The sequence below is a fragment of the Micromonospora pisi genome (genome assembly GCF_003633685.1).
GTDB lineage: Bacteria > Actinomycetota > Actinomycetes > Mycobacteriales > Micromonosporaceae > Micromonospora_G > Micromonospora_G pisi.
Genome location: NZ_RBKT01000001.1, coordinates 5,588,296 through 5,607,822, shown reverse-complemented (window position 1 = coordinate 5,607,822; position 19,527 = coordinate 5,588,296). Strand labels below are relative to the sequence as shown.

Below are 19,527 nucleotides of genomic sequence, written 5' to 3'. Positions count from 1 at the left end.
GGTTGCGTCGGGTGGGCGACAGGGCGGGCGGCCGGCGGCACACGGGCCTGGGTCAGATCGTGCTATCAGGTGATTTATGTCTGATATCCGACTGCGCCGAACGCGGTCGAGGGCGCACCGTAAGAGGGCGCCGACCACCCCTTACACCAGCACTGAGCTGCACAAACGGGGTGGCGGAGCCGATCTTCGGAGATGTTGCCCCATGCCGCTGGTCCGATTCGACACCGCCCCGGTCCCACGCCCCTCCGGTCTGGTTCCACCCGTACCGGACCTGACCGGGGTCACCGAACTGCGGCTGCACGGGGTCGGCGGGACGACCCCGCAGGACCTGCTCGGCGACGACGCACCCCTACAGGTCGCCGGCGACCGGATCGCCGGCTTCTACCGGAGCGCCGACGTCGCCGGACGGCACGTCGAGGCGTACTCGTGGGGTGGGCTGACCTCACGCGCCGGCTCGCGGGTGCTGTGGCTGCTGCTCTTCCCGTTCGCGCTGGCGAACGTGGCCGGCTGGATGTGCATGCCCCGCACCCACGCCTCGCCCTGGCGATTCCGGCTGCACCGTACGGCGGTCCGCTGGGCCGCCCTCTTCCTCACCCTCAACCTGCTGCTCATCGCCGCGATCACCGCTCTGGAACTGTTGGCGTACCAGTGCGGTGGCCGGGCCGGCTGCGCCCGGGAGAGCTGGCTGCTGCGCCCGCTGCGAGACCCGATGCTGGCCGATTTCCCGGCCCGTCGGCTGCTCCTCGGCGCGCTCGTCCCGCTCGCCCTGGTCGCCCTGCTCGCGGTCCTCACCCTGCGTTCGATCGGCCGGTACGAGGCGGTCAGCCCACCGTCGCGGCTGCCGTCACGCGAGTCACCGCGCAGCGCCGCCCAGCCGGCGGTCGGTCTGACCGACCCGAGCTTCTGGGCCGGCCGGCGCAGCACCCTCGACCTGGGCTACCTGCACCTCGGCGCGGGACTCGGGTTCGTCGCGCTCACCCTCACCCACACCGTGCACGCCACCTCGTCGCAGGCCGCGACGGCGGCCACCGCCGGGTGGCTGCATCTGCTCGTACTGCTGGTCTGCGCGGGGGTGATGCTCGCCGTACTCGTACTCACCGCCCTCGACGCCTGTCCGCCGGGGAGTGCGGCGGTGGTGCTCGTGCTGGGCGCGCTCAGCCTGGTCGGCGCCGGCTGGTACGCCACGATCCAACCCGGGTACGTCCAACCGTTCGGCTACCTGCCGGGCATCCCGGTGGTCGCCGGCCTGACCCTCGGCGGCGTCTTCGTGAGCCTGCTCCTGGTGCTGGTGGCGTTGCTGTGCGGGGGCTGGCGGCGCGGTACGTTCGTCATCTTCGGCCCCTTCGTCGCGTTGGTGCTCGGCGTCTTCGCGCTCAACGTGGTGCTGCTCGGCGCGATGTCCCGCTTCGCCGACCTGGTGGCCGAGGTGTCGACCCGGAGCAGGCTGCCCGACGCGGCGGTGGCCGAGTCCGAGGTGTACCTCTACCCGATCGTCGGCAAGCTGCTGCACTACCTGACCCTGGTGCCGCTGGCGATAGTGCTGCTCTTCGTCCTCTACGAACTGGTCGTCTACTGGCGGGCCGGGAACGACCGGACCAGCGTGGACCGGATCCGCGCCTGGTACCTGCGCAATCTGGACGAGCCGACGGACGAGCGACGCTGGCAGTACAACGCGGCCGGCGCCGTACCGTCCACGGCCGACGTACCGGGCTCGTCGGCGGCCGGTCGGCGTTGGGGTGCGCGGGTGGCACGGGCCCGCCGGGTCGCCCGGATGGCGCACGACCTGGACAAGCTGCTCACCACGATGGCCGCGCTCGGCCTGCTGGTGCTGATCGCGATCCAGACGCGTTACTGGCTCTACGGCAAGCTGCCCTGGGGCACCCAGTGGGCGTTCACCATCGGCAGTTACCTGGCTTCCGGCATCCCGCTCGCGGTGATCGTGCTGCTGCGTCGGGGTTGGCGGAACCTGGAGAGCCGTCGGCGGATCGGCGTGGTCTGGGACGTGATGACGTTCTGGCCGCGCGCGTACCACCCGCTGGCGCCACCGTCGTACGCCGAGCGGGCGGTGCCGGAGGTGCAGCGGCGGCTGTGGCGGATCCACGACCGGGGCGGCCGGGTGGTGCTCGCCGCGCACAGCCAGGGCACGGTCATCGCCGCCGCCGCGCTGCTCCAGGCGCAGAGCCGACCCGCCGACGACACGGTGGCTCTGGTGACCTTCGGGTCGCCGCTGCGCACCCTCTACGGCTGGGCCTTTCCGGCGTACTTCGACGACCGGGTGCTACGCCAGCTCGCGCCGTCGACCGCGCCGTCGACGGACGGCGGTGCGGCGCCGGGCAGCGCTGGAACAGGCCGTACGGCGGTGTACGAGTGGCGGAACTTCTACTACCTGACCGACTACGTCGGTGGCTCGGTCCTCGTCCCCGATCCGGGGGCGACGGCGCACCCGGTCGACGTGGAGTTGCCGGATCCGAGGACGAGCTGGCACATCTACGGTCAGCCGGAGCCGGCGCCCGGCCGGCACTCCGGTTACTGGTCCGACCCGACGGTGTGGCTGACCGTGGACCAGCTCGCGGGTGAGGTGGCGGCGACGCTGGAACCGGGCCGGCCCCGGCCGGGTGATCCGGTCACCGTCCCCGCGCCCCGGAGTTGACCAGGAGCCGTGGCCAGTGCTGGTCGAGGCTGGCCAGGAAGCCGGGCAGGGCGCGGTAGAGGTGTGCGCGTACCGGGTTGGGGCGGTTGCGCCGGTAGCGCAGATAGCGGTGGTAGGCGATGCGGAGTCCGGCGTGGTGCGCGGCGGCCCGCAGGTGGGCGTACTCGGCGTCGGTCAGTTCCCGGCTCCGCCGGTAGCCGGCGAGCAGCGCGGCGGCACGGTCGGCGTCGAATCGCCCGTCGATGGCGCAGAGCCGGATCAGCGCCGCGCCGAGGTCGAGTACGAGCAGGTCGTGGCTTGCCGTCTCCCAGTCGAGTACGGCGAGCCGCCCGTCCTCGCCGACGACCAGGTTCCGGGCGGCGTACTCACCGTGCACCAGCCCGTACGGGCCGGCGAGGGTTTCGACGGCGGCTGCGTCGACCCACTGTTCGCGGAGCCAGTCGGCGAAGCGCCGGTCGGCGAACGTGTCCACCTGGGCCAACCAACCGGCGGGGAGTCGACGCCCGCGCCGGGGCAGCCAGTTCGGGACCGGCACGGTGTGCACCCGGCCGAGCAGCTCACCGGCGGCGGCGCAGTTGTACCGGGGCAGTTGCGCCCGGCAGTCGCCCCGCAGGTACTGCTTGACCAGGACCGGCGTACCTCCGAAGGTGGTCAGTTCGGTGCCGTCCCGGCCGCGCAGTGGGCGGCTCGTCGGCACCCCGTGCCGGACCAGGTGGTCGAGGAGGGCGGTGAGCCGACGGGCCGAGTTCTCGTCGTGGTCGTCGAGCACGGTCAGCACGTACGACGCCGACCTGCCCCGGATCAGGTAGCTGCTGTTCGTGGTTCCGTCCGGTTCCGGCACCACCCCGGGGGCGGCGATGTCGTAGCGGGCCAGGATGGCGGCCAGTTGCGGCTGACTGAGTCTGCTGTCCGGCATTGCCATCCGCCTCCCACGCCACCCACGACTACTCATCGTCATCAGACGAATACTCGTTGGCCATTCTGGGGAAGGCATCGACCGACGTCAGCAGCGGAAGGTGAGAAGTGCGGTCATCTGGAGAAGACGCCGAACGGACAAACGCGGCTCAGACCAGTTCGGCGTCGTGCACCAGCAGCGCCACCTGCACCCGATTGTTCAGCTCCAGCTTGGCCAGCAACCGGGAGACGTACGCCTTGACCGTCGCCACGCTCATGAAGAGCTCGGCCGAGATCTCCGCGTTCGAGCAGCCCCGACCGAGCGCCAGCGCGACCTCCCGCTCCCGCTCGCTCAGCCCGGCGAGCTGCCGGAGCGCCCGGTCCCGCCGCGGTGCTACACCACCGGGCCCACCCGGCCCGGGCGGAGCACCGGCCCGAGGTCCCACGGTCGGACCGGTCGCGTACGCGATCAGCCGGCGGGTGACCGCTGGCGACAGGGTGGCCTCGCCCGCCGCGACCCGACGGACCGCGTGCACGATCTCGGCCGGTGGGGTGTCCTTGAGCAGGAACCCGCTCGCCCCCGCCCGCAGCGCCCGGAGCACGTGCTCGTCCGCGTCGAAGGTGGTCAGCACCAGCACCTCGGGCGGGTCGGGTGCCGCGCGCAGCGCCTCGGTCGCGGCGAGCCCGTCCACCCGGGGCATCCGGATGTCCATCAACACCACGTCCGGGGCGTACGCGGCGACCGCGGCGGCGACCTCCGCACCGTCGGCCACCTCCCCCACCACCCGCAGGTCCGGCACCCCGCCGAGGATCATGGACAGGCCGGCCCGGACCAACGCGTCGTCGTCGACCAGCAGCACCCGGATGGGTGGGCTCACCGCTGAGCTGTCGCCCGTTGCCCCGTCCCTCACGCCGACCACGGCAGCCACGCCGCCAGCCGGAAGTCACCGGACTCGGTACGGCCGTGCTCCAGCCGTCCGCCGGCCAGGTTGGTCCGCTCGGTGAGCCCGACCAGTCCGGTGCCGGTGCCCGGAATCCGCTGCGCGGGCGGTTGCCCGACCGGCCAGCGGTTGCAGACCTCGACGCTCAGCCCGGTGCCGGGACCACCCGCGACGGTCACCGTGACCGCGGCGCCGAACGCGTGCTTGCGGGCGTTGGTCAGCCCCTCCTGCACGATCCGGTACGCGCTGCGCCCGATCCCGGCCGGTACCGCGTCGGCCCGCTCGACCCGCTCCCGGACACTGACCCGCATCCCCGCCATCCGCGACTCCTCGGCCAGCGTGGACAGGTCCGCCAGGGTCGGCTGGGGACGTTCCGGTCCGTCGGCGGCGGACTCCTCGCGGAGCACCCCGATCACCTCACGGAGGTCCTGGAGCGCCTGGTGGGCGTTGTCCCGGATCACCCCGGCGGCCCGGGCCACCTCGTCCGATGGTGCGTCGGGGCGGAATTCGAGCGCCCCCGCGTGCAGGCTGAGCAGCGAGATCCGGTGGGCGAGCACGTCGTGCATCTCCCGGGCGATCCGGGTCCGTTCCAGGTGCCGGGCCTGGGAGACGCGCAACTGCTGCTCGGCCTCGGCCCGGTGCGCCCGTTCCCGCAGCGAGACCACCAACTGGCGGCGGGCCCGGACCACCATGCCCCAGAGCACCACCGAGGCGGTGAACGTGATGGCCAATGCGACCGCGGCCCGGATGCTGACGGTGGGGTCGGGGCGCATCCAGCAGAAGGCGAGCGCGGCCAGGAGGTGCAGGCCGACCACTGGTGCGGCCACCTTGAAGGGCCGGTGCACCACCACGGTGAAGAGCAGGATCAGGACGACCATCGCGGACGGGGCCGAGATCAGGCTCAACGGCAGCACGGCCACCGCGAGCTGGATCGGCCAACGGCGGCGTACCCAGAGCACGGCGCAGAGCAGGGCACTGAACCAGCCGTCCAGGGTGAGCAGCCACTCCGGGATGGTGCCGCCGAGCGGGGTCGGTTGATCGCGCTGGTGCAGGTCCCAGGAGACCAAAACGGCGAAGCCGAAGGCGATCAGGAAGATCAGCGAGTCGACGATCCAGTCGCGGGTGGTCCGGCGCGGCTGGCGTCCGGCCCGGTCCGACTCGGCGGTCAGGGCGGACGGCAGCAGCCACGCGTTCTCCGAAGCCGCGATACCGGTCACGACCCCATGTTACGAACTGTCACCGGCCTCGGACAGCGACCAAAGTCGAGGCCGGACCGTAGACCAAGGTCGCGCGAAGCCGACCGACGGCCGCAGCGGCGGGTGGCAGCGGACGGTCAAGCTGGTCGCATGATTGCGGTCAACCATCTGAGCAAACGGTACGGTGCCCATCCGGCCGTCAACGATGTGACGTTCCAGTGCGAACCGGGCACGGTGACCGGATTCCTCGGTCCGAACGGCGCCGGCAAGTCCACCACGATGCGGATGATCTGCGGGCTGACCCCGCCCTCGGCCGGCACCGCGACGATCAACGGCGTCCGGTACCAGGACCTGCCGAACCCGGGGCGGGAGATCGGCATCCTGCTGGACGCCTCCGCCCAGCACGCCGGGCGTACCGGCCAGGAGGCGCTGACCCTGGCCGCGTTGACCATGGGGGTCGACCGGCGGCGGGTCGGGGAGACCCTGGAGCGGGTCGGGCTGAACGCGGTCGCGGCGAAGCGGCGGGTCGGGAAGTACTCGCTCGGTATGCGGCAGCGGCTCGGCCTGGCGCAGGCGCTGCTCGGTGAGCCCCGGGTGTTGATCCTGGACGAGCCGGCGAACGGCCTGGACCCGGAGGGCATCTTCTGGATGCGCGGCCTGCTGCGCGAGTTCGCCGACCGGGGTGGCACCGTGCTGCTCTCCTCCCACCTGCTGCGGGAGGTGGAGGCGGTGGCGGACCGGCTGGTCGTGATCGGGGGTGGCCGGATCGTCGCCCAGGGCAGCAAGGACGAACTGCTGGCCGGGACCGGGACGGTGGTTCGGGCGCTCGACCCGCAGACGCTGCGTACGGCGTTGGAGCGGGCCGGGCTGACCGCCACCACCAGCACCGACGGCAGCCTGCTGGTGCAGGCGGAGCCGGTGGCGGTGGGTCGGGTCGCGGCTGACGCCGGCGCGGTCCTGATCGAGCTGCGTTCCGCCGAGAGCAACGGCCTGGAACAGATCTTCCTCACTCTGACCGCCGGTGACTCGGTACTGGAGGCAGTCAAATGACCACCGCGACCATCAACTCGACCACCTCGCCGGCCGGGCCGGCCACGCATCCGGCGCTGCGGCGTGCCGGGCTCGCCCGGCTCACCGGGGTCGAGCTGCGCAAGCTCACCGACACCCGGGCCGGCTACTGGCTGCTGATCGTGATCGCCCTGGCCGCGGCGGCGATCGTCACCGTCCAGCTCTTCGTCATGCCGGAGGCGGACCAGACCTTCGTCAACTTCTTCGTCCCGTCGCTGCTTCCGGTCGGCATCCTGCTGCCGGTGCTCGGCATCCTGCTGGTCACCGGCGAGTGGTCGCAGCGCACCGCGATGACGACGTTCGCCCTGGTGCCGCAGCGGTCCCGGGTGCTGGTGGCGAAGATCGCCGCAGCGACGATCGCCGCGCTCGCCTCGGTGCTGGCCAGCCTGGCGGTCGCCGCGATCGGCACCGCGCTCGCGGGGGCGACCGGTGGGGCCGGCACCTGGTCGTTCGAGCCGGTCATCATCGCGTACGCGGCCCTGTTCCAGGTCGTCAACGTGGTGATGGGGGTGGCGTTCGGCATGCTGTTCCTGAACACCCCGCTGGCGATCGTGCTCTACCTGGTGTTGCCGATGGTGTGGTCGATCCTGGGCGGATTGATCAGTGGGCTGCGCCGGGTCGCGGAGTGGCTCGACCTCAGCGTCACCATGATGCCGCTGACCACGTCCGAGGTGACCGCCGGTCAGTGGGGCCGGATCGCCGTGTCGGTGCTGGTCTGGGTGCTGCTACCGCTCGCCGCCGGAATGGTACGGATCGTCCGGCGCGAGGTGTCGTAGGTGACCGCCTCCGGTGCCGGACCGGCCGGGCCGGCGAACGCGCGGAAGGTGGCCGAGCCGGGCTGGGTACGGGTGCTGATCTGGGGTCTGTTCCCGCTGCTCGGCGCGGGTGTCATCGGCGGGCTGAACGCGATCACCGGTTGGTTGATGAAGCTGCCCTGGGCACCGGTGAAGTATCCGGCGAAGTTCGTGGACGACCTGCCCGAGCCGGCCGCGACGCTCGGGGCGGTCGCCATCGGCCTGGTCGCCGGGCTGATCGTCGCCGTCGCGGCGGTGCACGAGCAGTTGGCGGTGACCGTCGCCGCCGAGCGGGTCACCCTGTCTCGGGGGAACGGGACCGTACGGAGCGTCGACGGGGCGGACATCGCGCTGGTCTTCCTCGACGGCAAGCAGTTGGTGCTGCTGGACCCGGCCGGGGCGGAACTGGCCCGGGAGAAGTCGGATCTGGACGCCGAGGCGCTGCGCGAGGCGTTCGAGGCGCACGGGTTCCGGTGGGTCGCCGAGGATCCGCACCGGGCCGAGTACCGGCTCTGGGTGGCCCCGGTCGGCGACCTGCCGGACGCGGTGAACGTCCTTCTCGCCGCCCGTCAGAAGGCGTTGAAGGAGGACAAGTCCGGGTACGCGTCCAGGATCCGTGGGGAGCTGGGTCAGCTCGGTTACGTGGTCCGCGACGAACGGAAGAAGCACCAGTACTGGCGCCGCGTACCCGACCACCCGGGTTGATCATGAAGTTGGCGCGGACAGTCCGGGCCGACGTCCGCGCCAACTTCATGATCGGCGGGGGAAGGTCAGCAGGGGCCGGTCCAGGTGGTGTGGGTGGCGGGGACGGGGTGGGGGTCGGCGGTGGGGGTCGGGCGGACCGCCCAGGGGGCGGGGGCGCCGGAGAGCCGGGTCGCGGTCAGTGTCGCCCCGGAACGGACGACCGAGAAACGCGCCGCCTCGGTGCCGTCGGGGGCGGGCACGGTCACCGTCACCTCGGCGCCGTCGGCGAGCTGGTAGACCGCCAGGGTCACCCCGTCGGCGTACGGGTAGTCGGGGCGGTCCTGCACCGCGCCGAGCGGCAGCACCGTACCGGGGCGGACCAGGACCGGCACCCGCTCGAAGCCGACCGACTCCCGGACCCAGCGCGGGCCGGCGACCTCCGTACCGGTGATCAGGTCGGTCCAGGTGCCCTCCGGCACGTAGTAGCTCACCGCACCCTCCGCGTTGAACACCGGCGCCACCAGCAGACTGTCGCCGAGCAGGTACTGCCGCTCCAGGTACGGCACCGCCGGATCGTCCGGGAACTCGGCCACCAGCGGCCGGAGCACCGGCATCCCCTCCCGGTGCGCGACCAGCGCCTGCCCGAACAGGTACGGCATCAGCCGCGCCTTGAGCCGGGTGAAGGTCCGCAGCACGTCCACCGCCTCCTCGTCGAAGTCCCACGGCACCCGGTAGCTCTGGCTGCCGTGCAGGCGGCTGTGCGTGGAGAGCAGCCCGAACGGCACCCAGCGCTTGAACAGGGCGGGATCCGGCTTGCCCTCGAAACCGCCGATGTCATGGCTCCAGTAGCCGAAGCCGGACATGGCCAGCGAGAGCCCGCCGCGCAGCGTCTCGGCCATCGACTCGAAAGTGGACTCGCTGTCGCCACCCCAGTGCACCGGGAACTGCTGGCCACCGGCGGTGGCCGAACGGGCGAAGAGCACCGCCTCCCCCTCGCCCCGGTGCTCCCGGAGCAGATCGAAGACGACCTGGTTGTAGATCTGGGTGTAGTAGTTGTGCATCCGTTCCGGGTCCGAGCCGTCGTACCAGACCACGTCGGTCGGGATCCGCTCACCGAAGTCGGTCTTGAACGCGTCCACCCCCATCTCCAGCAGACCGCGCAGCTTCCCGGCGTACCAGGTCCGGGCTTCGGGGTTGGTGAAGTCGACCAGCGCCATGCCGGCCTGCCACTCGTCCCACTGCCAGACGTCTCCGTTGGCGGTCCGGACCAGGTAGCCGTGCGCCATGCCCTCGGCGAAGAGCGCCGACCGCTGGGCGATGTACGGGTTGATCCAGACGCAGATCCTCAGGTTGCGCTCACGCAGCCGCTTGAGCATGCCGACCGGGTCCGGGAAGACCTTCGGGTCCCACTCGAAGTCGGACCAGTGGAACTCGCGCATCCAGAAGCAGTCGAAGTGGAAAACCGACAGCGGCAGGTCCCGGTCGGCCATGCCGCCGACGAACTTGTGCACCGTCTCCTCGTCGTACGAGGTGGTGAAGGAGGTGCTCAGCCAGAGGCCGAACGACCAGGCCGGCGGGAGCGCGGGACGGCCGGTGAGCGCGGTGTACCTGCGCAGGATCTCCCGGGGGGTGGGGCCGTAGATGACCAGGTACTCCATCGACTGCCCGGCGACACTGAACGAGACCTTCGAGACCGCCTCGGCGCCGACCTCGAACGACACGTTGCCGGGGTGGTTGACGAAGACGCCGTACCCGGCGGTGGTCAGGTAGAACGGCACGTTCTTGTACGCGTGCTCGCTGCTGGTGCCGCCGTCCTCCTGCCAGATGTCGACGGTCTGCCCGTTCTTCACCACCGGGCCGAAGCGCTCGCCGAGCCCGTACACCGTCTCGCCGACGCCGAGCAGGAGCTGCTCGCGGACGTACGGGCCGTCGTCGGTGTCGAGCGCGGCCATGCTCTTGTACCCGCTGCTGGTCAGCACCCGGTCACCGGCGACGAATTCGAGGCGCCAGTCGTCGCCCCGGTGGAACCGGGCGGTGAGCGCACCGGAGGTGAGGGTGGCGTAGTCGACGCCGTCGCTGACCCGTACCTCGGTCGCCGGGTCGGTGGCGAGCGGGAACTCGGGGCGGCGGGGGCGCTCGCCGAGCAGGTGCGCCACCCTGACCGCGATCACGTCCGGCGCCGGCGAACTGCACCGTACGGTGATCAGTGGCTGGTTGAGGGTGTCGCCCCGGCCGAGGATCTTCTTCGTGGGGGCGTACACGGTCAGCGCGGCGGGCTCCACCGCGACGTCGCGTACCTGCATCGGATAGAGCGGGTGCACACCGTTGCGCATCCGCCAGTAACCGTTGCTGAACTTCATTCCCGGTCCTATCGGCTGGTGGTGGCGTCCATCATCCGGTCGCCCCGGAGCACGCCGAGGGACGGATCGTCGTCGCAGGCCAGAAGGGTCGAAGCGCTTCGACTGACGGCTTCGACACGAAAGCTACGAGCGCTGCCCCAGCCACGTCAATGGGGTGACGGGGAAATTCCGGCAGGTTGCCGCGTAAGGGCCACACCGGAACCGCACCGTCATCCCCATCACTGCGCCGCCAGTACGTTCCTCCGCGCCCGCTCCGGCCGTACCCCCGTTTTGACCGCCAACGGGCGCGGCCGGGCAGCTCAGGACGCCGGCGCGGTTGCGCGTACACCCGGCGTTGCTAGGGTCGTTGCAGTTGATCAGGGCCGGGCCGGTGGCACGGCCGCCGACGGACACCGGAGGAGTCCAGGCGTGTTCACGCTCGTGTCGCCCGCGGTGCTCGACGACTGGAAGCGACTCGCGGCCCGGGTCCGGGACACTCTCGCCGAGGCCGGCCTGCCGGTCGCGACCGAGAACGAACCCGACTACTTCGCCGGTGTGACGGTGGACGTCGACCCCGGCGACGACGAGGCCGGCGGCGTCTTCGTCCTCTGGCGACCACACCGACGACTCGGCAACGCGGTCGCGGAGAGCGTCACCGAACAGCGGATCGACGACCCGGTACTGCGCCATTTCGGCGCCATCGCCGAGGCCATGCGGCAGGCGGCCTGGTCCATCCTCGACTCGGCCGGCTTCACCGTGGCTGACCCGAACACCGACTACCGCCCCCTGCAACTCCAGGTCCTCGCCGGCCCACCGGAATGAACGCGCTCGCTCAGCCGAGCAGTCGCAGCGAGATCTCCCAGAGCCGGTCGGCGTTGGCCCGGTCAAGGACGAACGGCGCCACCCCGCTGAACTCGTCGCCCCGCCGCTCGATCACCGGCGCCTCCTGGCAGTTCTCGAAGTAGCGGCCACCGATCCCGTCGAGCAGCGGTGAGGTCGCCAGCAGTACCGAGGTCGCGGCCCCCTGCTCGGTCGTCTTGATCAGCTCGGGCGGCGTACTCAGCTTGCCGCCGACATGACGCTGGAGATTGGTCTCGATCGCGCCCGGGTTCAACGCGTTCGCGGTGATGCCCGCGTCACCCCAGCGGGCGGTGGCGCCGACCGCGAAGAGGATGTTCGCGGACTTGGACTGCCCGTACGCCAGCCAGGGGTCGTAGGCGCGGAAGTAGAACTGGACGTCGTCGAAGATCACCGGCGAGAGCATGTGCGCGCTGGAACTGACCGCGACGATCCGGGCGCCCCCGGCCGCCGCCAGGGCTTCGTAGAGGCCGAAGGTGAGCGCGAAGTGGCCGAGATGGTTGGTGGCGAACTGCATCTCCCACCCGTCGGTCGTACGCTGCTCCGGCGACGCCATGATGCCGGCGTTGTTGACCAGCACGTGCAGTGGACCGGCCCAGTTGTCGACGAACGCGGCGATCGACGCACGGTCGGCCAGGTCCAGCGGGGCGACGCGGACCTCCTTGTTGCCGGTGGTGCCGCTGATGTCCATGGCGGTACGCGCCCCGGCGTCGGTGTTGCGTACGGCGAGGGTCACCTCGGCGCCGATCCCCGCCAACGCCCGAGCGGTCTCCACCCCGATCCCCGACGCCCCGCCGGTGACGACCACCCGACGACCGGTCAGGTCGGTCCCCTCCGCCACCTCGGCGGCGGTGGAGGAGAAGCCGAACGGTGTCTCGATACGGGTCATTTCCGTATGCTGCCCCAGCCCGACCGGGGCCGGGCTGGAACCGGCAAACCGCCCGGGGATGGGCTCAGGCGTCGGCGAGCCGGGCCGGGAAACCACCGGTGGCGAGCGGACCCCAGCCCTCGATGGTGACCCGGATCAGCGACTTGCCCTGGGACACCATCGCCTGCCGGTACTCGTCCCAGTTCGGGTGCTCCCCCGAAATGCAACGGAAGTACTCCACCAGCGGTTCCAGCGCCTCGGGCAGGTCGAGCACCTCGGCCGTACCGTCGACCTGGACCCATGGCCCGTTCCAGTCGTCGGAGAGGACGCAGACCGAGACCCGTGGGTCGCGGCGGAGGTTGACCACCTTCGCGCGCTCGGGATAGGTCGAGATGACGATCCGGCCGGCCGGGTCGACGCCACAGGTCACCGGGGACGACTGCGGGCGGCCGTCGGCGCGGGTGGTGAGCAGGATGGCCCGGTGGCGCGGGGCGAGGAACTCGGTCAGACGGTCACGGTCGACCTGCGTGTTGGTGGCGATGGTCCTGGGCATGACCCCACCCTAGGGCGCTGGTGTCGCCGCCGCGTCGTGGGTCGGTATGCCAGCGGCGGGCCGGTGACCACCGTCGGGTCACCAGTCGCCTGACCCCGGCGCTGATGACCCGACGGTGACCGTGACCGGGCCCCCGCCCCCATGACGACCCCAACCCGTACCCCTGGGAACCCGTTCCTCGTCGCGGGGAGAGCTACCCCCCGTTTTTCGTAGCTCTCCGCCGCGTACCGGTGCACTGACAATGCGGGAATCCGGCTCGGCTGGGCAAGCGTTCCCGATCAGGCCGTTGCATGATCCTGCAACTGCCCTGCTGGGCCTTCCGCTCGCGTTGACCGGATGGTGTTCTGTGTACGGGCGGGAGCGGGGACACCGCTCATGAAGGTCAACGGGAGGATCTGGTGCCCGACGCCACCGCGACGATTCCGCGCCTCACCCGCTGGGGGGTGTCGCCCGACGCGGACCTCGTCTACCGGGCGCTGACCATGCTCGGTGGTCGGAAGGACACCGAGCTGAGCCGGGAACTCGGCCTCGCCCGGGCCCGGGTGGTCGCCGCCCTGGACGAACTGGCCGCGCTCCGGGCGGCCCAGCCGGTCGGTTCCCCGGCCGTGCACGGCAGTGCCCGGGTCTCCCGGCGCTGGCACCCGTGCCCGCTGCCGCAGGTCCTGGGGCGGTTGCGTCGACCGGTCGTACCCAGCGCCGACCGGGACCGATGGCGGCGGCACTTCGCGGCGATCGACGGTCTGCGACTGCCGGCGCTGGAGCCGTCCCGGACCCGACTCTGGGGCAGCCGACCGCTGGCCCGGCGCCGGATCGCCCACCTGGCCGCCGCCGAACGACACGAACATCTGGCGATCAACAACGAGGAGGTGCTCACCGCCGAGGTGACCGCTGCCGCGTTGCCGACCGACCGCGCCCTGGTCGAACGGGGTGTGCAGATGCGGATCGTCGGCCGCCCACCCGGCGACGGCGACCGGTCCACCGCCCACCTGGCCCAGTTGGGCAACGCCAGTGGCATCTACCGGGAGTTACCGGACCTGCCGCTCAAACTCATGGTCTTCGACCGACGCGTCGCGCTCTTCCCGGCCGACCCGCTGAACTTCGAAGCCGGGGTCGTCGAGATCGACGACCCACCGGCGGTACAGGCGCTCTGCGGACTCTTCGACCGGTTGTGGGCGCAGGGACGCGATCCACACCGACAGGGGGTTCCGCCCATCACACTCACGCCCCGAGAGCAGGCGCTCGTCGCGCTCCTGTCCGCCGGACACACCGACGTGTCCGCCGCCAACGAGCTGAAGCTGAGCGTACGGACGGTGGCGTACACCATGCGGGAGCTGATGGATCGGCTCGGCGTGGAGAACAGGTTCCAACTCGCTCTCCTCCTCGGCGCCGCTGGCGCCGCCCCCATCCCGACCACCCGCACCGCCGCACCATCTCCGACCGGCCCACCCGACAGGGCCAGCCCAGCTGACAAGGAAGACGAATGAGACACCGCTCCGCCCGCCTTGCACCGACCCTGCTCGCCACCGCCGTGGCCGGGCTGCTCGCCGCCACCACCGTCGCCGGGGCGGCGGTGGCGGGCGGGACCGCTTCCCCGTCGCGGGCCCACCAGGCGCAGACGACGGTTCCGCTCGCCGGCACGGCGGCCGGGGCGACGGGCGAGGTCCACCTGCTCGGCACCCCGATCGGCGCCTGCGCCACCTGTTTCGTGGAGCCCAGGGACCAGGGTTCGATCGTGATCCCCACCCTGCCCGTGGCGCCCTGACTCCCGCCCATCCAAGGAGACCCATGAGCCGATCGCCGGTCCGCCTCGCCCCGCTGCTGGCAGTCCTCGCCACGACGGCACTCCTGGTCGTCGCGGCCACCACCACCGCGGTCGCCGGACCCACCAATGTCGAACCGCCGATCGGGGTGCGCACGACGGGAGGGCCGGTCACCACCGCGACCGGCGCGCCGATCCCCCGAGTCTGGTTCGGTACGACCTGCGCCACCGGCTACTTCGGTGAGCCGGCGCTGGACACCTACGGCCGGGTCACGGTCCCAGCGGAGATCACCAACTGCGGGCCGGACTCGGCACTGTTCCGCTTCACCATCGTCTCGTTCCGGACCGATCAGGACCAGGCGTACGCCCTCGACGGTCAACTGCGGCCGTACCGGTCGGACGGCCCGACGCCGGTGACCGCGACGACGATCGGTCGGGCGATCCCCGGCCAGCTCGGCGTCTGTCTCATGCGAACCATCGCCGCGCCGGTCGCCTGCCTGCGGCTGACCTTCTCCGACGAGCTGGAGATGACCGCCGAGCCGATCGCGGTCGACGACCCGCTGGTGACCAAGCCGGTGAGCCTGGTCGACGACTCGCAGCTCGGTGATCCGGGCGGGGGCTGCGGCACCTGCTTCGGGCTGCGCTGACCCCGTCTGCTTCCGGCCACGCCGATCAGCGCCCGGGGCGGGTACGACACCGCCCCGGGTCGGCCGGCTGGCCACGCCAGCCGGCCGGGTCAGCCGGCGCGGGCGGCGCGCCAGCGGGTGGCCTGCTGCGGGCGGCGGGACACGTCCCGGGCCGAACCGTTGCCCGTACCGTTGCCCGTACCGCCGGTCGGGGGCAGCAGGTGCGCTGCCTGACGGGCCCGCTCGGCGGCGGCGAACGCCTCGTCCCGCAGGCTCTGCGCGGCGACGGCCGCCGCCTCGGCGGTGTGCCAGGCGGCCCGCTCACGTTCCGCCGCCCGACGCTGGGCGGCGAGTCGGCCGTCGCGTACGGCCCGGCGCAGCACCACTTCCTGCTCCACCGGGTGCCGGCGGGGGTCCCACCCGTTGCGGTGCGCCAGCGCGTCGCTCAGCTCCAACACCGACAGCTCCTGCCGGCCGCACGCACTCAACGCCGCCCGGTGCAGGTAACGCTCCCGGTCGGCGTACTCGGCCGGGGTACGGGGCGTACGCGGCACCGGCAGGTACGTGGTCGCGGCGACCCGTCGAGCGTCGGCGTCAGCGGCCTCGTACGCCTTCCACGCCTCCTCGACCTCGTCCTGCGAGGCGAGCCACTCCTCGCGGCGTCGGCGGGCCGTCTCGGCTGCCCGCGTCGCCGCGACCCCCACCTCTTCGGCGTAGCGGGCCAACTCCTCGGCCTCGGCGGTGAGCCGGGCCCGGCCGGCGACCGCCGCCCGGAGTCGACCGCCCTGCTCGCCACGGAGGACGTCACCGGCGTCGGCGGCTTCGGGTCGGGGTCGACGGGCGATCAGGACCGCCATCGCGGCGAATGCCACCACGATCAGGGCGGACCAGATCCCCGCGGCCCGTGGAATGTCGAGCAGGAAGAAGTACATGAGGTTTTCCATAACCAGCACACCTCGCCGATAAACGATGACGTTCAGGGATCCGACCGGAAAGGCGGGTGCACGTTCGACGTCCTGGTCCGAAACCCCCGGCCGGGGCTGCGGTGCGGTGGCGGAACGTGCATGCGCCGCGGAACACCCACGCACCGGTGTGACAACCGGTGGGGTGTCAGCTCAGCGGCGGGGCCCGCTGTCCGGTGGGAAGGCCGTGCCCGGAGGCGCTCGCCGCGTCGGCGGCGGCCGGCAGCCGTCGGACCGACCGTGGGTCCGGCTCGACCGAAGTGAGGGCCGCCCGGTCGGCCGCCACCTGGGCGGGTTCGACGGCACCGTCGACCTCCACCGGCGCGACGACCTCGGTACCCGCGCCGACTTCGGTCCCGGCCCCCGGTGTCGTGCCGCTCGGTGGTTCGGCGACCACCCCGCGCGGGTCCGCCGAGGTTGTGTCGGCCGTGGACGACACGGTCGCGGCGGCTGGCGCGACGGCGAGCGATGGCGCGGCGGGTGCGGCCTCACCGGTGCCGGCGCTCAGGCCGAGCAGGAGGGCCATCAGGATCAGGCCGGTGAGCAGCCGCAGTGACCGGCGCGCCACCCACCACAAGGGGCGGGTAAGTGTCACGGCGGCCACGAGAGCGAGCTTACCGCCCCGACGTCCGGTACGAACCGATCATGACGGGTGTCACCTGGATCCGGCGTCGGTCGGGGCCCCACCCGGCTCCGGACCGACCTGTCCGGAGCCGTCGCCGCCGCGTCGAGCCGCCCTGGACGCCCTCCGACGGGTGGCCCGGGACGCGGCGGTCACGAGCAGGAACGCGTAGCCGGCCCCGGCGGCGAGCAGGGACACGGTGACCGTCGTACCGCCCGCGCCGGTGTCGAAGGCGGCGGCGAGGCTGCCGTACGCGGGGCTGAGCAGGACAGCGGTCAGCACGACCGGGGTCCGTTCGCTCCAGAGCACCAGCACGCCGGCCAGCACCAGGCCGAGCAGCAGCCAGGCCGAGATCGCCGGGACGACCCGGCGGTTCGGACCAGTCAGCACCGCCGCACCGGCACCGGCCACCGCCCAGAGCGGGAACGACACCACTCCGACCAGCAGCACCTGCCAGAATCCGAGGTCGTGGACGAGGTCCGGGCCCAGGACGCGAGCCTCCGCGAGGGAGGCGCTCCACCCGCTGCCCGCCACCGCGACCGGCACCACCACCGCCAGGTTCACCAGGGCCAGCGCGGTGCCGGTCAGCGCGGCGGCGACCATCGTGGACAGTAGCGGCGCTGTTCCGCGACCGCGCTGTCCGATGTGGACGAACTGGCGGCCGAGCACCGCGCCGAGGCCGAGCGCCATCAGTTGGCCGTAGACGAAACCGGAGCTGGCCCGCAGGAGCGCAACCGTGTAGAGCCATTCGATCCGCTGGTCGTCGCCCTGGACGTCGTAGTTCCCGACGAAGGCGTACCAGCGCTCGTGCAGTGGCATCAGCAGCAGCGCCAGGAGCATCAGCGCGACCGGCGCGATCCACGGCCATCGCAGACGCGACAACGCTCTCAGCCGCGCCGACACGGTGGCCACCATGACGACCATCATGCCCCGACCAGTGCCTCAGTCGGCCAGCTCCGCTTCCTGGGTCACCGGGTCCTCCGCCGGCCCGGCCGGGCGGGACTTCGGCGCGAACAGCGACGCCACCGCACCGACCAGGGCCATCGCGATCGCGAGCCAGAAGACCACGCCGAGTCCATGGTGGAACGGTCCCGCGATCAGGTGCGGGAAGAACTCCCGACCGGTCAGCGTCTCGGCGTTCACCGCCGGCAGGGCACCGAGCACCTGCGGGCCGAGCAGTTGTTCGATCGGGTTGTAGCCGAGGAACGCGGCGAAGAGTGTACCGACCGGCGGCAGTTCGGCGACGGTGTGCGCGGCGGCGGCCGGTACGCCCTGCGCGGTCAGCCCGGAGTCGAGCGTCCCCGGCAGCGACCCGGCGAGCCCGGCCACCATCAGCGAGAAGAAGACGCCGATGGAGAGCACCATGCCGGCGTTCTGGAAGGTCGCCCGCATGCCCGAGGCGGCGCCCCGCAGCCGGGCCGGCACGCTCGACATGACCAGCGCGGTGTTCGGGGCGGCGAAGAGACCACCGCCGAGTCCGTTGAGGAAGACCAGCGCGGCGAAGACCCAGTAGTTGAAGTCGCTCGGAATGAGCAGCAGCCCGGCGAAGGAGGCGGCCATCACGACCAGGCCGCCGGCGGCGAAGAGCCGGGCGCCGTACCGGTCGGAGAGGGCTCCGGCGAGCGGTCCGGCGGCGAGGAAGCCGATGGTGAGCGGGAGCAGGTAGATGCCGGCCCAGAGCGGGGTCTGCTCGTAGTTGTAGCCGTGCAACGGCAGCCAGATGCCCTGCAACCAGATGATCAGCATGAACTGGAGGCCGCCACGGGCGATCGAACCGAGCAGGCTGGCGGCGTTGCCGCTGGCGAAGGCGGCGATCCGGAACAGCTTCAGCGGGAACATCGGCTCGGCCACCCGGGACTCGATCACGCAGAAGAGCACGAGTACGGCGGCGCCGCCGATCAACCCGGTCAGCACCCACGGGTTGGTCCAGCCCATGGTGTGCCCGCCGTAGGGCTGGATGCCGTACGTGATGCCGGCGAGCAGCGCGGTCAGCCCCACGGCGAAGGTGAGGTTGCCCCACCAGTCGATCCTCGCCTTGATCCGTACGCCGGTGTCGTGCAGCGAGCGGTACGCCCAGATGGTGCCGAGCACACCGATCGGTACGTTGACCCAGAACACCGAGCGCCAGTTCCACTCGGAGAGCAGTCCGCCGAGGACCAGTCCGATGAACGAGCCGGCGATCCCGGCGACGATGTTGATGCCGAGCGCGGTGCCGCGTTGCCGGGCCGGGAAGACGTCGGTGACGATCGCGGCGGCGTTCGCCATCAGCATCGAGCCGCCGACGGCCTGGAGCACCCGCCAGCCGATCAGCCAGAGTGCTCCTCCCCCGCCGTCGAGCGGGTCGAGGGAGAGCACGATCGAGGTGACGGTGAAGATCGCGAAGCCGGCGTTGTAGATGCGGACCCGCCCATACATGTCGCCGAGCCGGCCGAGGGTCACCACCAGGACGGCGGTGACCAGCATGTAACCCATCAGCATCCAGAGCAGGTAGCTGACGTTGCCCGGCTCCAGCGGGTTGAGGTGCACCCCGTTGAAGATCGCCGGCAGTGAGATCAGCACGATCGACGAGTTGATGGTGGCGAGCAGCATGCCGAGGGTGGTGTTCGACAGCGCGATCCACTTGTAGCGCGGGTTGTCGGCGCCGCCGGCCGGACCGCTCCGGTCGGTGCCGGGGCTGGTGCTGTCCCGCCCGTTCAGAACCATCGGATCACAT

Annotated in this window: 18 protein-coding genes; 8 read left to right on the top strand and 10 right to left on the bottom strand. The window is 71.7% G+C overall.

From position 1 onward, the window contains the following. Window positions 1–202: 202 nt before the first annotated feature. Complete coding sequence (locus BDK92_RS24005; protein ID WP_121158733.1) at window positions 203–2,650, top strand: hypothetical protein; 2,448 nt, start codon at window positions 203–205, stop codon at window positions 2,648–2,650. Here BDK92_RS24005 and BDK92_RS24000 read toward each other — a convergent pair. The 3 genes from BDK92_RS24000 to BDK92_RS23990 form a co-directional block, all read right to left on the bottom strand. After that, window positions 2,625–3,566: a phosphotransferase gene (locus BDK92_RS24000; RefSeq protein WP_170208669.1), complete on the bottom strand. Its 942-nt coding sequence runs from the start codon at window positions 3,564–3,566 to the stop codon at window positions 2,625–2,627. The genes BDK92_RS24005 and BDK92_RS24000 overlap by 26 nt on opposite strands. A 148-nt stretch (window positions 3,567–3,714) precedes the next feature. Further along, a complete protein-coding gene (locus tag BDK92_RS23995; RefSeq protein ID WP_121158731.1) occupies window positions 3,715–4,422 on the bottom strand; it encodes a response regulator transcription factor in 708 nt (235 codons plus the stop codon). A 29-nt stretch (window positions 4,423–4,451) separates the two neighbouring features. After that, window positions 4,452–5,702, bottom strand: coding sequence for a sensor histidine kinase (locus BDK92_RS23990; RefSeq protein ID WP_121158730.1), 1,251 nt, complete (start codon window positions 5,700–5,702; stop codon window positions 4,452–4,454). Window positions 5,703–5,831: 129 nt separating this feature from the next. On the opposite strand from BDK92_RS23990, the gene BDK92_RS23985 reads away from it, so the two are divergent. The 3 genes from BDK92_RS23985 to BDK92_RS23975 are packed head-to-tail and all read left to right on the top strand — an operon-like array spanning window position 5,832 to window position 8,248. After that, complete coding sequence (locus BDK92_RS23985) at window positions 5,832–6,731, top strand: ABC transporter ATP-binding protein (RefSeq protein ID WP_121158729.1); 900 nt, start codon at window positions 5,832–5,834, stop codon at window positions 6,729–6,731. Beyond that, entirely contained in the window at window positions 6,728–7,525 is a 798-nt protein-coding gene (locus BDK92_RS23980; protein ID WP_121158728.1) for an ABC transporter permease, read from the top strand. The genes BDK92_RS23985 and BDK92_RS23980 overlap by 4 nt, the downstream gene beginning before the upstream one ends. Then, window positions 7,526–8,248: a YqeB family protein gene (locus BDK92_RS23975; protein WP_246017216.1), complete on the top strand. Its 723-nt coding sequence runs from the start codon at window positions 7,526–7,528 to the stop codon at window positions 8,246–8,248. A gap of 65 nt (window positions 8,249–8,313) precedes the next feature. Here BDK92_RS23975 and yicI read toward each other — a convergent pair whose 3' ends face one another. Next, window positions 8,314–10,587, bottom strand: coding sequence for an alpha-xylosidase (gene yicI, locus BDK92_RS23970; protein WP_121158727.1), 2,274 nt, complete (start codon window positions 10,585–10,587; stop codon window positions 8,314–8,316). A gap of 408 nt (window positions 10,588–10,995) precedes the next feature. Between yicI and BDK92_RS23965 the strand changes: the two genes are divergently transcribed. Then, window positions 10,996–11,388 (top strand): hypothetical protein, encoded by a 393-nt coding sequence (locus BDK92_RS23965; protein WP_121158726.1) that lies wholly within the window; start codon window positions 10,996–10,998, stop codon window positions 11,386–11,388. Window positions 11,389–11,398: 10 nt separating this feature from the next. On the opposite strand, the gene BDK92_RS23960 is transcribed toward BDK92_RS23965, so the two are convergent. Next, the gene (locus BDK92_RS23960) at window positions 11,399–12,313 is read right to left on the bottom strand and encodes an SDR family NAD(P)-dependent oxidoreductase (protein WP_121158725.1); all 915 of its coding nucleotides are present in this window, start codon (window positions 12,311–12,313) and stop codon (window positions 11,399–11,401) included. Window positions 12,314–12,377: 64 nt separating this feature from the next. Beyond that, window positions 12,378–12,845, bottom strand: a complete 468-nt coding sequence (locus BDK92_RS23955; RefSeq protein ID WP_121158724.1) for a PPOX class F420-dependent oxidoreductase — start codon at window positions 12,843–12,845, stop codon at window positions 12,378–12,380. 398 nt (window positions 12,846–13,243) lie between these two features. Here BDK92_RS23955 and BDK92_RS23950 point away from each other — a divergent pair, with 398 nt between their 5' ends. From BDK92_RS23950 to BDK92_RS23940, 3 genes are read left to right on the top strand one after another with little or no spacing between them, the layout of a single operon-like run. Beyond that, the gene (locus BDK92_RS23950) at window positions 13,244–14,329 is read left to right on the top strand and encodes a LuxR C-terminal-related transcriptional regulator (protein ID WP_147457102.1); all 1,086 of its coding nucleotides are present in this window, start codon (window positions 13,244–13,246) and stop codon (window positions 14,327–14,329) included. Next, complete coding sequence (locus BDK92_RS23945; protein WP_121158722.1) at window positions 14,326–14,607, top strand: hypothetical protein; 282 nt, start codon at window positions 14,326–14,328, stop codon at window positions 14,605–14,607. The genes BDK92_RS23950 and BDK92_RS23945 overlap by 4 nt, the downstream gene beginning before the upstream one ends. 23 nt (window positions 14,608–14,630) lie before the next feature. Then, on the top strand, window positions 14,631–15,251 hold the full coding sequence (locus tag BDK92_RS23940) for a hypothetical protein (RefSeq protein WP_121158721.1): 621 nt from the start codon (window positions 14,631–14,633) through the stop codon (window positions 15,249–15,251). An 89-nt stretch (window positions 15,252–15,340) separates the two neighbouring features. On the opposite strand, the gene BDK92_RS23935 is transcribed toward BDK92_RS23940, so the two are convergent. The 4 genes from BDK92_RS23935 to BDK92_RS23920 form a co-directional block, all read right to left on the bottom strand. Then, on the bottom strand, window positions 15,341–16,174 hold the full coding sequence (locus BDK92_RS23935; protein ID WP_246017215.1) for a hypothetical protein: 834 nt from the start codon (window positions 16,172–16,174) through the stop codon (window positions 15,341–15,343). Between the two features lie 166 nt (window positions 16,175–16,340). Next, window positions 16,341–16,796: a hypothetical protein gene (locus tag BDK92_RS23930; protein ID WP_121158719.1), complete on the bottom strand. Its 456-nt coding sequence runs from the start codon at window positions 16,794–16,796 to the stop codon at window positions 16,341–16,343. A 51-nt stretch (window positions 16,797–16,847) separates the two neighbouring features. Beyond that, window positions 16,848–17,729 (bottom strand): hypothetical protein, encoded by an 882-nt coding sequence (locus BDK92_RS23925; RefSeq protein WP_147457101.1) that lies wholly within the window; start codon window positions 17,727–17,729, stop codon window positions 16,848–16,850. A gap of 27 nt (window positions 17,730–17,756) precedes the next feature. Continuing rightward, window positions 17,757–19,517: an MFS transporter gene (locus BDK92_RS23920; protein ID WP_121158717.1), complete on the bottom strand. Its 1,761-nt coding sequence runs from the start codon at window positions 19,515–19,517 to the stop codon at window positions 17,757–17,759. Window positions 19,518–19,527 lie beyond the last annotated feature (10 nt).

Coding starts and splice junctions, on each gene's coding strand:
- BDK92_RS24005 (WP_121158733.1), top strand. CDS start 203: ATGCCGCTGGTCCGATTCGACACCGCCCCGGTCCCACGCCCCTCCGGT.
- BDK92_RS24000 (WP_170208669.1), bottom strand. CDS start 3,566: ATGCCGGACAGCAGACTCAGTCAGCCGCAACTGGCCGCCATCCTGGCC.
- BDK92_RS23985 (WP_121158729.1), top strand. CDS start 5,832: ATGATTGCGGTCAACCATCTGAGCAAACGGTACGGTGCCCATCCGGCC.
- BDK92_RS23980 (WP_121158728.1), top strand. CDS start 6,728: ATGACCACCGCGACCATCAACTCGACCACCTCGCCGGCCGGGCCGGCC.
- yicI (WP_121158727.1), bottom strand. CDS start 10,587: ATGAAGTTCAGCAACGGTTACTGGCGGATGCGCAACGGTGTGCACCCG.
- BDK92_RS23960 (WP_121158725.1), bottom strand. CDS start 12,313: ATGACCCGTATCGAGACACCGTTCGGCTTCTCCTCCACCGCCGCCGAG.
- BDK92_RS23955 (WP_121158724.1), bottom strand. CDS start 12,845: ATGCCCAGGACCATCGCCACCAACACGCAGGTCGACCGTGACCGTCTG.
- BDK92_RS23945 (WP_121158722.1), top strand. CDS start 14,326: ATGAGACACCGCTCCGCCCGCCTTGCACCGACCCTGCTCGCCACCGCC.
- BDK92_RS23940 (WP_121158721.1), top strand. CDS start 14,631: ATGAGCCGATCGCCGGTCCGCCTCGCCCCGCTGCTGGCAGTCCTCGCC.
- BDK92_RS23935 (WP_246017215.1), bottom strand. CDS start 16,174: ATGGAAAACCTCATGTACTTCTTCCTGCTCGACATTCCACGGGCCGCG.
- BDK92_RS23925 (WP_147457101.1), bottom strand. CDS start 17,729: ATGGTGGCCACCGTGTCGGCGCGGCTGAGAGCGTTGTCGCGTCTGCGA.
- BDK92_RS23920 (WP_121158717.1), bottom strand. CDS start 19,517: ATGGTTCTGAACGGGCGGGACAGCACCAGCCCCGGCACCGACCGGAGC.